The sequence below is a fragment of the Niallia sp. Marseille-Q9988 genome (genome assembly GCF_976954375.1).
The window spans coordinates 26,419-38,250 of the sequence record NZ_CDRJSZ010000018.1; the positions used below are offsets into that span (position 1 = coordinate 26,419).

The 11,832-nt window shown below is 36.7% G+C and carries 10 protein-coding genes; all 10 read left to right on the forward strand.

All coding sequences use genetic code 11. The annotated features are described in order from the left end of the window. Positions 1-155: 155 nt before the first annotated feature. Positions 156-1,355, forward strand: a complete 1,200-nt coding sequence (locus ACWNMZ_RS23095; RefSeq protein WP_449598916.1) for an MFS transporter — start codon at positions 156-158, stop codon at positions 1,353-1,355. A 590-nt stretch (positions 1,356-1,945) separates the two neighbouring features. Then, entirely contained in the window at positions 1,946-2,965 is a 1,020-nt protein-coding gene (locus ACWNMZ_RS23100; protein WP_449598917.1) for a PTS transporter subunit IIC, read from the forward strand. A gap of 103 nt (positions 2,966-3,068) precedes the next feature. Then, positions 3,069-4,592: a PucR family transcriptional regulator gene (locus ACWNMZ_RS23105; RefSeq protein WP_449598918.1), complete on the forward strand. Its 1,524-nt coding sequence runs from the start codon at positions 3,069-3,071 to the stop codon at positions 4,590-4,592. A 131-nt stretch (positions 4,593-4,723) separates the two neighbouring features. Next, the gene (locus tag ACWNMZ_RS23110) at positions 4,724-5,374 is read left to right on the forward strand and encodes an aspartate/glutamate racemase family protein (RefSeq protein WP_449598919.1); all 651 of its coding nucleotides are present in this window, start codon (positions 4,724-4,726) and stop codon (positions 5,372-5,374) included. Positions 5,375-5,428: 54 nt separating this feature from the next. Further along, positions 5,429-6,331: a DMT family transporter gene (locus ACWNMZ_RS23115; RefSeq protein WP_449598920.1), complete on the forward strand. Its 903-nt coding sequence runs from the start codon at positions 5,429-5,431 to the stop codon at positions 6,329-6,331. Positions 6,332-6,393: 62 nt separating this feature from the next. Then, positions 6,394-8,019, forward strand: coding sequence for an OPT/YSL family transporter (locus ACWNMZ_RS23120; protein ID WP_449598921.1), 1,626 nt, complete (start codon positions 6,394-6,396; stop codon positions 8,017-8,019). Between the two features lie 17 nt (positions 8,020-8,036). Continuing rightward, entirely contained in the window at positions 8,037-9,086 is a 1,050-nt protein-coding gene (locus ACWNMZ_RS23125) for a DUF917 domain-containing protein (RefSeq protein ID WP_449598933.1), read from the forward strand. A gap of 18 nt (positions 9,087-9,104) precedes the next feature. Beyond that, a complete protein-coding gene (locus ACWNMZ_RS23130; protein WP_449598922.1) occupies positions 9,105-10,055 on the forward strand; it encodes a DUF1177 domain-containing protein in 951 nt (316 codons plus the stop codon). 128 nt (positions 10,056-10,183) lie between these two features. Continuing rightward, positions 10,184-10,852: an AroM family protein gene (locus ACWNMZ_RS23135; protein WP_449598923.1), complete on the forward strand. Its 669-nt coding sequence runs from the start codon at positions 10,184-10,186 to the stop codon at positions 10,850-10,852. Between the two features lie 15 nt (positions 10,853-10,867). Further along, complete coding sequence (locus ACWNMZ_RS23140; RefSeq protein WP_449598924.1) at positions 10,868-11,815, forward strand: aminopeptidase; 948 nt, start codon at positions 10,868-10,870, stop codon at positions 11,813-11,815. The last annotated feature ends 17 nt before the right edge of the window (positions 11,816-11,832 follow it).

Genomic DNA, 11,832 nt, shown 5'->3' on the forward strand with positions numbered 1-11,832 from the left:
AAAGAGTAATTAATGACTGATTAATCTTTAAAAATTTTTTTCGAGAAAATAGACGAAATGTAATGATGGATGTCATGACAAGTGTTATTATAGTAGATAGTTTTCATAAATAGGATACATATAGGAAAGCCTAAGAAAAAATTGGGAGGAAAAAAATGAAAAAAGAAATATCAAATAGAAAAATCCTTGGTATTGCAGGACTTGGGTGGATGTTCGATGCGATGGACGTCGGGATGCTTTCTTTTATTATTACTGCACTCCAAGCAGATTGGGGATTAACGGTAAAAGAAATGGGCTGGATAGGCAGCGTGAATTCCATTGGAATGGCAGTCGGGGCTCTTGTTTTTGGGTTAATGGCAGATAGAGTAGGAAGAAAACATGTATTTATGATAACCTTGTTATTATTTTCGATTGGAAGTGGATTGTCAGCTTTCACTAGTTCATTAGCAATCTTTTTAATCCTACGTTTCTTTATTGGAATGGGACTTGGTGGAGAATTGCCGGTAGCATCTACACTAGTTGCGGAAAGTGTTCCAAAGGAAAAAAGAGGAAGAGTGGTAGTACTACTTGAAAGCTTTTGGGCTTTTGGCTGGTTACTTGCAGCAGTAATTTCCTATTTTGTTATTCCAAAGTATGGATGGCAAGTAGCATTATTAATTAGTGTACTTCCAGCATTTTATGCCATCTATTTACGATTGCATTTGCCAGATTCACCAAAATTTTTAAAAGTAGATAAAGAAAAGAAATTAACGATTAAAGAAAGCATGCAAGCAGTTTGGTCAAAGGAAAACCGGAAGCAAACGGCAACACTATGGATTTTATGGTTTTGTGTAGTGTTCTCTTATTACGGAATGTTTTTATGGCTCCCAAGTGTAATGGTTTCACAAGGTTTTAGTATGATTAAGAGCTTTGAATACGTTTTGATTATGACATTAGCACAATTACCAGGCTATGCAGTTGCAGCCTATCTAATTGAAAAGGCAGGAAGAAAATTTGTACTAGTATTATTTTTAGTTGGTACAGCAGGAAGTGCGTTTATGTTTGGGCTGGCTGATAGCACAGCAATGTTACTTACGTCAGGAATTCTTTTGTCCTTCTTCAATTTAGGAGCATGGGGAGCTCTTTATGCCTATACGCCGGAACAATATTCAACGAAGGTTCGGGGAACAGGTGCAGGGATGGCAGCAGCTATAGGAAGAGTTGGCGGAATCTTAGGACCTTTATTAGTGCCTTACTTAACAGCACAAAATGTATCGATTCCATCTATCTTTACCATTTTTTGTATCGCTGTTTTAATTGGTGCTGCAGTTGTACTTTTCTTCGGAAAAGAAACAAAGAATACAGAAATTATCTAAGAGTGGCTAGCCACTCTTTTTTTATGTTAAATATTCTGACAAAACTTCATTTTATTAAATAATGTCCATTCTATCCTTCAAATCGATCATGTTTATCTGAAATACTAATCATTTTATCCACAAATAAAAAAACAATTTTACATTCTGATTTTAATGATAACGCTTTAATATATTCTGAAATAAAATAATTATTTACAATTTCAGAATATTGGTGATATTATAACTACACACTAATTAAACGGTTTAGGAGGAGCATATCATGAAGATCAAAGCAAATACATTACCGATTATTATACTCATAATATGCTCTTAGGATTAAATGATCCCTCTTTATTATACCGGGAATTGTTTAGTCCAGTTTTTGTTATTAAAAAACAAGGCGCTAAACAGTTTGAAAGACTTGAACGTGCCTATCCAATATTGGACAGGTTTTTTTGTTTTTATTGACTGTTTATAAAGATTGTTGCTTCTATAATTATTTGAAATTGCGAGTATGGTGTAAACCCACTTTTATCAAAAAACAAGATAGGTGAAAACAGTCTTTTAAATTTATTTTATAGAATTATTTTCTAATAGAGGAGAAGAGAACGATGAAAAACAAAGAGTATTTTATGGAACGAATGTATAAAGCTTCAGCAGGAATGTCTAATGCAGTTCTTGTAACATTGGGAATGGGATTGCTGTTGGAGTCGATTGGTAAAGCAGTTGGCTGGGATGTATTAATCCACATTGGCGGTGTAGCAAAAGTATTGCTAGCACCTGCATTTGGAGCAGGAATTGCTTATCAATTAGGCGGAAACACATTAGTAATTTTTAGTGCAATGGTCTGTAGCACCATTGGCGGAAATGCCTTACATGCAACAGATGCTGGAATGGTACTGGTTCCAGGACAGCCAATTAGTGCAGTGTTAGCTGCAGTTGTAGCAACATATGTTGGTAAAAGGGTGAACGGAAAAACTATCTTAGATATGGTAGCAATTCCAGCTGTAGCAATCTTAGTTGGAGGTATGGCTGGAGTTGGGTTAGCAGCAGTAACAACACCATTGTTGGAATGGATTAGTGCCCAGATTACGACTTCCGTTCAAGGTTCTCCATTAGTAGCACCAATGGTTATCTCGTTAGTATGGAGCATCTTACTAATGACTCCTGCATCTTCTGCAGCACTAGCAATTGCGTTACAAATGGATCCCGTTTCAAGTGCAGCAGCATTAATTGGTTGTACCGTACAATTTGTCGGATTTACAGCAATGTCTCTGCGCCAAAATGATTTAGGAGGATTTCTTGCTCAATCGATCATCACACCGAAAGTGCAATTTCCGAATTTGGTGAAAAATCCGCTATTAATCATTCCACCTTTTGTAGCAGCTGTTATTTGTGCCCCTATTGCTACATTAGGATTTGGGTTCACGACAACGTATGAATTGGCTGGATTAGGATTAAATTCTTTAATTGCCCCAATCAGTATTTTAGCCACACAAGGATTACAGGGATTCTTAATCTATGTGGCAGTAGGGATGGTCCTTCCAATCGTGATTACACTACCTCTGTATTTCGTCATTCTTCGTATAGGTTGGGCGAAAACAGGAGATTTGGCGATGAGAGTGCAGTAAAGATTATGGAATAAAGGATAGAGGCTTCCAATTAAAATAGGAGGCCTCTTTTCATGGATAGACATAATGAAGCAAGAGAAATTAAATAAGTAGGTGGTAAAGAATGAACCAATCGGGGATTACTGTTAATGATTTATTGCGACTGCCTGTTTTAAAGGACGCTAAAGTTATAAGTGGAAGGGAAGGATTAGACAGAAGCGTCCAAAATATTGATATTATGGAGGTACCAGATGTCGAAGGTTGGCTAAGAGAAGGAGAGCTATTACTGACGACCGCCTATTCAATAAGACATGATTTGTCCTTACTGACTAAACTAGTGGAGAAATTATCTCATGCAAATGCTGCCGCATTAGCAATAAAGCCAGAAAGGTATTTGCATGAAATGCCACAGGAAATGATAGAGGTTAGCAATAAATATAAGCTTCCTATTATTCAGCTTCCAGTCGGTGTTCCATATATTGATATTACCAATGCTGTCATGGAGCAAATTGTGAATAAGCATGCGGCTTTACTTAGAAGGTCGGAAGAGATATATAAGAAATTAACGACATTAGTTCTTGAAAACAGTGGAATCCAAACGGTTGCGGATAATGTATCAGAAATGATAGAAGCGCCTATTATTCTTTTGGATAAACAAGGAAAGGAAATCGTTTCCTCACCAAAGGGTGCAAAGCTGGAGAATTTTACTCACGGAAAGCATTGGGATATTACGGTGGACAGGGAGAGGGTTGGGAAATTTTTCATTGAAAAAGAATACTTGGATGATATGGATAAAATATGTGTGGAACAAGCACGTTTAGTTTTTTCATTAGAATTAATGAGGAGAAAAACAGCTGCGGATACGGAGAATCAGCTAAGAGGGAATTTTATTGAAGAACTACTTGCAGGTATATTTCTCCCGCAGGAGGAAGTGGTTAATAAAGGAAGGCAGCTGGGATTAGATCCGGAAATAATGTGGGAGATAATAGTGCTGGAGAGTACGAATATAATAGAGGATGATTCCCCATTTTTAAAAGATATAAGTAGGTTAGTAGAATCAATAAATCTGCCAAATGCTAATAAGATTTATACACAGAAACAAGGCAATCGGCTAATCATCCTATCAGCTCTTTCTTATCAACCAGTTTTGACGAAAGATACTAATGAATTATGGCTGGAGAAATTAGTTCCCTTTATGAATATATATACTGATTTTCGGGTGGGGTTTGGTGGAAGATCTCTGTTATGGGAAATTCATCTAAGCTATTTAGAAGCTAGAAATTCCATTTTGATTGGATCTAATTTGAATAAAGGAAAGCGAATTCATTTTTATGAAGAAATAGAAATATTTAAGCTACTACTAGACAGTACGGACTATATTAACCTAGATGGAATCATTGAGAGGAAAATAGGTAAGTTAATTCAATATGATAAAGAAAATGATAGTGACCTTGTCAAAACACTTTTTTATTACTTATCTTCAAATGGAAGCTTAAAAGAAACAGCTAAACAATTATATATCCATCGAAATTCTGTGAAATATCGAATTGATCGAATAAAGGAAATTGCAGATATAACATTAGATTCCTTCCAAGAGAAGCTTTTATATTATTTTTGCATCTTCTTTCATAATTTTAAGGGATCCTAAACAAAAGAATCTATTGTACCCAGAGCACAATAGATTCTTTTGTTTTTTGTTTTTTCGGGACATTGTGACAAGAAGGTGTTGAAGTTAAAATATAAATATTCAGAAAATTTAATTTAGGAGGGTGTGCTGAAATGATTGGGGTAATTCGTGTTTTTACAACGGAGAATAAAACAGTATTGAACCAACATGGAAAAATAATTTCAGAAGTATATGGTTTGCCAACGGATAATCAATGTATTCCAGAACAAGCACTTGGTATTTATGATAAATCTTCAGAAGCTGAAGCTGTACCAAAAATTGTAGAGCTAGGAAAAAAGATGGAGAAAAAGGGAGCAAAGATACTCACTATTAGCTGTGCTGCAGATCCTGGAATAGAAGAATTAAGAAAAGCAGTTTCCATACCAGTAATTGGGGCAGGAAGTGCTGCTGCATTAACAGCTCTTTCCTTTGGAAAACCTGTCGGGATTTTAGGAATAACACAAGATGTACCAGAAGTTATGAAACAGCTTTTAGGGGAACTTTTGGTTGCTTCCGCTGTCCCAGAGGATGTAAAAAATACGACAGATTTAATGAAAGCAGAAGGAAAAGAAAAAGGTTTAAAAGCTGCTAAGTCTTTATTAAATCAGGGTGCCGAAGTAATTGTATTTGCGTGTACAGGTTTTTCTACAATTGGACTCGCAGAACAATTACGCCAAGAATTGAAAGTGCCAATTATTGATGCAGTAGAAGCAGAAGGGCAGTTTGCCGCACAATTATATCGTTCCTTTACACAAGTAGTATAAGCATGATTTGACAAAAATTTATCGTTGCTATGCTGAAAGAAGGTTTTTTTCTTTGTGAAACATTATTTTATTCTTATATTTTGTGTAGTAATATGGGCAGCCAATTATTTAGCTCGCCAGTTATTATTAACTAATTTTTCATCATTGTTCCTATCAGCCTTCAGTTTAACAGTGGTCTCACTCTTCTTTATAATCATTGTGTTTTTTACTAACTCCTTTGTAAAAGTAACAAAGAAAGAACTGATTCTTTTCTTCTTAGCAGGCTTGATTGGACTTGTCTTTAATCAAATCTTTTTATTTACTGGATTGCAATATTCAACAGCTTCAAATGCGTCACTTATATTTAGTATGGCTCCACTTATCACAGCACTTCTTGCCAGAGTTATATTAAAAGAAAAAATCACTAGAAAATTAATTATAAGTAGTATTATTGCACTTTTAGGCGTTTATTTTGTGTTATCAGCAAATGGAAGATTTCAATATAATATTGGAGACATTTTGTTATTCGGAGCTACAGTGACTTTTTCTTGTAATCTAATTTTTGTAAGAATGCTTTCTAAGGGGATTTCACCTTTAATCATTACCACTTATAGCTTTTTAATAGCAAGCCTAATGTTTGATCCCTTTATATTGGTAAGTGTGGATATCAATTGGAATCAACCGTTGATTATGTGGTTAATTGCTTTTTTATCCGTTCTGATAGGTCAGGGAATAACAACCTTAATGTGGAACAACACAATGAAATCAGTGGGAGCAGCAAAATCTGCTATTGTCCTTAATTTACAGCCAATTATTACATTACTGTTGGATTATTGGCTATATGACACGAAGGTATCCAGTTTACAGTTAGTAGGGACTTCTCTGGTAATCTATGGAGTACTGTTAAGTGTCATTCATCAAGAGTTGTTTAGCAGGAAGCTTTTTCCCATTCTTTTTTTGAAAAAATCGAAACACTAGATTTTGTTTGTAATAGAGTATTCATGTTGTTCTATAAAATGAAAAAATTTGGAGGCAAGTATATGAAACAAGTAGAATCAGAAAAAAAACACCCTCGTCTATTTGAACCTGTTTCTCTTATTTTAACAATTGTTACGGCGGTATTTGGGGCAATTATTGGGATGCAGATCATTGTATCCTTAGGAGTTACACCAAATACATCTATCATAGGTGCACTTATTGCTATGCTGATTGCTAGAATTCCAGTCACTATGTTTAAAAGATATAAGTCTATCCATAGACAAAATTTAGTTCAAACATCTATATCTGCAGCGACATTCGGGGCTGCAAATAGCTTATTAATTCCAATAGGAATTCCTTTTTTAATAGGTGCTCCAGATTTAATTATTCCGATGCTAATAGGTGCTACATTGGCTATGTTTGCAGATGCAGCAATTTTATATAAATTATTTGATTCAAAACTATTTCCTGCATCTGGTACATGGGCACCAGGAGTAGCAACGGCACAAGCTCTAGTAGCAGGAGATAAAGGCGGAAAACGGGCAGGGCTTCTTGGTATAGGAACACTTATTGGAATCATTGGTTCTATTCTACATATCCCTATGTCTGCCTTTGGAGTTGCATTTATCGGTAATATTTGGGCTTTAACTATGTTTGGAATTGGCTTACTATTCCGTCAATATTCTATTCCTGTTTTTGGTGTAGATGTAAATGCACTTTATATTCCCCATGGCATTATGATTGGTGCTGGAATCGTGGCATTAGTCCAAGTGGCGCTATTGATTTTCGGCAAAGATAAAAGAAAACAAAAGGGAAAAAATCAAGAGGTTGCCGCTTCTTTAGAAAATATACAAGATGATTCCAATTTTACAACACCTATTGGAGTAGCTAAAAAGACTTTAGGAATTGGATTTATTGTTTATATGATTATTGCTTTAATTATTGCCTTAACAGGTGGTCTTATTACAGATATGTCAGTTGGCATGTTAATTGGATTTTTATTTTTTGCTGCGTTTGCTGCTTTTGTTCATGAATTAATTGTTGGTATTGCAGCCATGCATTCAGGCTGGTTTCCAGCGTTTGCTGTTGCGTTTATTACGCTCCTTATCGGAATGATGATCGGTTTCCCACCGTTAGCGCTTGCTTTACTTGCTGGTTTCAGTGCAGCAACAGGTCCAGCCTTTGCAGATATGGGTTATGACTTTAAAACTGGACATATTCTTAGAGGTAATGGTTCTGATAAAAAATATGAAATAGATGGAAGAAGGCAACAATATATGACGTCTTTGGTTGCCTTTGGAGTAGCGCTACTAACTGTGCTTGTTACATATAAAGGATATTTTGCAAATAATCTAGTTCCTCCAATTGATGCTGTATATGTCTCCACTATTGAGGCAGGTACATCAATGGAAGTAGCTCGTCAATTGCTAATATGGGCAATTCCTGGTGCAATTCTGCAAATACTTGGTGGTTCAAGTCGTCAGTTAGGCGTTATGTTTGCAACAGGATTATTAATTTTAACTCCATATGCAGGAATTGCTGTATTGGTAGGTATTACCATTCGTTTAATTTGGGTGAAGAAAAAAGGGAAAGAAGCAGAAACGCCAATGAGTATACTGGCTGCAGGGTTTATTGCTGGAGATGCACTATATAGTTTCTTTAACTCTGTATTTAAATTAGGGAAATGAGGAATTGAAAAGTGACAATGAAATTAGATGAACAAATCGTAGAGTTTGCCGTATATGGTGGTGCCGTTCTCGGTGGTGGAGGCGGCGGGAAAATTGAAGATGGTCTCCAAATCGGCCGTCTTGCGTTAGAGGTTGGCCAGCCTATTTTAAAAACGGCAGAGGAAATGGCAGAGGAAGATTTACTAGTAACTGTTTCGCTAGTTGGTGCTCCAGCAGCAAAGGAGCAATATGTAAAACCCATTCATTATGTCAAAGCAATTGAACTATTAGCCAGTAAGCTGGACCGGCCCTTACAAGGAATCATTACCAATGAAAATGGGGCTGGAACAACAGTAAATGGCTGGTTTCAATCAGCTATGACTGGATTACCAGTAGTGGACCTTCCTTGTAATGGAAGAGCCCATCCAACTGGAACAATGGGGTCATTAAATTTATCAGAAATTCCGACCTATCTTTCTCATCAAGCAGCGATAGGTGGAAAGGGAGATAAGTATGTAGAAATGCTTCTCTCCGGTTCACTCGATACTACAGCAAAAACAGTTCGTCAATTGTCTGTTGAAGCTGGAGGCCTAGTGGCGGTTGCGAGAAATCCGATTACAGTGGGGTATGCCAAGAAAAATGGGGCAGAAGGGGCGATTTCACAGGCGATTCAACTAGGCAGAGCTTTGTTGTCTGAAAAAGGAGAATCTGCCATTGAAGCAGTTGTTTCTGAACTAGGAGGTTCTGTTGTAACAGAAGGAGAAGTGTCTGCTTTTGCATTAGAGACCGTTGGTGGTTTCGATGTAGGAAATGTAACAATTAATGACTGCTATGAGATGACCTTCTGGAATGAGTATATGACTATTGAAAAAGAGGGAGAGAGATTTGGTACCTTCCCGGATCTTATTATGACATTGGATGCTAAAACCGCAAGACCAATTGTAACAGCAGAAATAGAAAAGAGTCAGCAAGTGGTTGTGATTACTGTTCCAAAGGAGAAATTGCTCTTAAGTAGTACGATGAGCAATCAAAAGCTGATCAAACCTATTGAAAAAATAATAAATAAAGAGATTATTTCTTATCTATAAATAAGGAGAGATTAACATATGGTTTTAAAACAAACTTTAGTAGCGTTAGAAACATTAGATAATGCATTTGTAACAGGAGAGATGGTTGCGGATTTATTTAAAGAATATCCAAATGTACAAACAGATGTTGTAAAAGTAACGGGGGAAAAAGGAAGTACAGACTTCATTAAAATTACAATTCCCGGATCAGAAGGTAAATCAAGTGGCGGCACCGCTCCGACAGTAGGGATTATCGGCAGACTGGGAGGGATTGGAGCACGTCCGAGCAGAATTGGATTAGTTTCAGATGCAGATGGAGCAGTAGCTGCTGTTGCTTCTGCATTAAAGCTAGCAGATATGCAGGATAAAGGGGATGTATTGCCGGGAGATGTTATCGTCTCCACACATATTTGTCCAGATGCGCCAACAAGACCACATGAACCTGTAGACTTTATGGATTCTCCAGTTGATATATTAACAATGAATAAACATGAAGTAATACCAGAGATGGACAGTATTATTTCGATTGATACAACAAAGGGAAATAGAGTAGTTAATCATAAAGGTATAGCCCTTTCTCCAACTGTAAAAGAAGGTTACATCCTTCGAGTAAGTGAGGACTTGTTAAGAATTATGGAAATGACAACAGGGAAATTTCCGATTACATTCCCTATTACTTCACAAGATATAACACCATATGGTAATGATTTGTATCATATTAATTCTATTTTACAGCCATCTGTGGCAACAAATGCTCCTGTTATTGGATTGGCAATAACAGCTCAATCGATTGTGCCAGGATGTGGAACAGGTGCAAGCCATGAAACAGATATTGCGGATGCAGTTCGTTTTTCAGTAGAGGTTGCAAAAGAAACAACTGGTGGTACTTGCCAATTTTATGATCAAGATGAATTTAATAGAATGACAACATTATATGGTTCAATGAAGGTACTACAAACGATGGGGAAAGCTGCTTCTTCACAGTCCTAAGTTAGTATTATGGGGAGGGAGCATTGCTTCCTCCTTTTAACTATTAGCATGAAAGAGCGTATAGCTCAATTGGTATAACTTGTACGAAGTGAATGATGATAGTTACTTTATAAAAAGGAGTTGTTTCTATGAAGAAACTTGGAATGATTACAATAGGTCAAGCTCCAAGATCAGATGTTGCACCTATTTTAGAGAAGTATGTAGACAAAGCAGAAATTATTCAGGTTGGAGTATTAGATGGAATGTCTAAAGAGTATATTGAAAAGAATTTATTTCCTGAAGAAGGTGATTATGTATTAACATCCCGGTTAGTAACAAGTGAATCGGTGATTATGTCTCGAGAAAAAATAAAGCCAATTTTACAGGAGAAAATCTACTATTTAGAAGAATTGGGAATAACGCAAATATTGTTGTTATGCACAGGTGTCTTTCCAGGATTAAAGACAAAGAAATCCTATTTAATTGAACCAGATCATATTATCCCCCCAACAATCAATGCGTTAGTAGGCAATAGAAAGCTTGGAGTAATTGTGCCGCTTGAGAACCAAATAAAAACATCTTTCCCTAAATATGCACCATTTGGTTTGAACCCTGTTTTTAAAGTTGCTTCACCATACAAGATGGATGTGGAAAACTTTAAAAGTGCAGCCTTAGAGCTTAAGAAGGAAGTAGATATAATTTTGTTAGATTGTATGGGATATACAGAGTATGCCAGAGAGATGGTCGCTGAAATAGCCGATAAACCAGTAATTCTTTCAAATGCAATAATGGCCAAATTAGTGTCAGAAATGATATAAGAGGAGGGATTGAAAATGAATGGGAAAATGGTAGAAATAAGCAAAAATGTGTTAGCAAATTGTTTAGCTATTAAAGAGGGGGAGTTATTTCTTATTGTAGCAGATGAAGCAAAGAAGGAAATAGCGGAATCATTATATGAAGCTGGTAAAGCGTTACAGGCAGAAACAATGCTAATGGTTATGCAACAAAGAGAAAAGTCGGGACAAGAACCACCAGCTACCGTTGCAGGAGCAATGAAAGCTGCAGATGTGGTGGTATGTGTAACCGAACACTCGTTAACACATACACAAGCAAGAAAAAAGGCGGCTGAAGCAGGAACTAGGCTTGCGACTATGCCAGGAATAACGAAGGATATGTTCTTAGAAGGAGCCATTTCCGCAGATTACGAACAAGTGAAAATACTTACAGAACAAGTAACAGACTTACTTACAAAAGGAAAGCATGTAAGAATCGAAAAAGATGGTTATTCATTAGAGTTTGATGTAACAGAAAGACAAGGAATCCCAAGTACTGGAATGTATTTAAATCCAGGAGAATCAGGTAACCTCCCATCTGGTGAAGCCTATATAGCACCAGTTGAAGGCTCCGCATCTGGCACTATTGTAGTGGATGGATCAGTAGCTGGAATAGGAAAGCTAAGCAGCCCGCTTACTCTTACTATTGAGGAAGGACGGTTAGTGAAGGCGGATGGAGAAGAGGCGGATTCTTTATTAAATATATTAGGTAAAGAGGAAGGCAGATTGCTAGGGGAATTTGGCATAGGAACAAACGATAAGGCAAGGATTACAGGTGTGGTATTGGAGGATGAAAAAGTATATGGAACGATTCATGTAGCATTTGGAAGCAATGCCACATTTGGAGGCACTATTTCCGCTGGTGTTCACATAGATGGCGTTGTCACGAAACCAACTGTTTATTTGGATGAGACATTGATTATGGAGAATGGAGTTCTAATAAAATAGAAAAAGTGGTGAGGGCA

Excerpts from the sequence above, each read along its gene's own strand:
- ACWNMZ_RS23095 (WP_449598916.1), top strand. The coding sequence starts at position 156 with ATGAAAAAAGAAATATCAAATAGAAAAATCCTTGGTATTGCAGGACTT.
- ACWNMZ_RS23100 (WP_449598917.1), top strand. The coding sequence starts at position 1,946 with ATGAAAAACAAAGAGTATTTTATGGAACGAATGTATAAAGCTTCAGCA.
- ACWNMZ_RS23105 (WP_449598918.1), top strand. The coding sequence starts at position 3,069 with ATGAACCAATCGGGGATTACTGTTAATGATTTATTGCGACTGCCTGTT.
- ACWNMZ_RS23110 (WP_449598919.1), top strand. The coding sequence starts at position 4,724 with ATGATTGGGGTAATTCGTGTTTTTACAACGGAGAATAAAACAGTATTG.
- ACWNMZ_RS23120 (WP_449598921.1), top strand. The coding sequence starts at position 6,394 with ATGAAACAAGTAGAATCAGAAAAAAAACACCCTCGTCTATTTGAACCT.
- ACWNMZ_RS23125 (WP_449598933.1), top strand. The coding sequence starts at position 8,037 with ATGAAATTAGATGAACAAATCGTAGAGTTTGCCGTATATGGTGGTGCC.
- ACWNMZ_RS23130 (WP_449598922.1), top strand. The coding sequence starts at position 9,105 with ATGGTTTTAAAACAAACTTTAGTAGCGTTAGAAACATTAGATAATGCA.
- ACWNMZ_RS23135 (WP_449598923.1), top strand. The coding sequence starts at position 10,184 with ATGAAGAAACTTGGAATGATTACAATAGGTCAAGCTCCAAGATCAGAT.
- ACWNMZ_RS23140 (WP_449598924.1), top strand. The coding sequence starts at position 10,868 with ATGAATGGGAAAATGGTAGAAATAAGCAAAAATGTGTTAGCAAATTGT.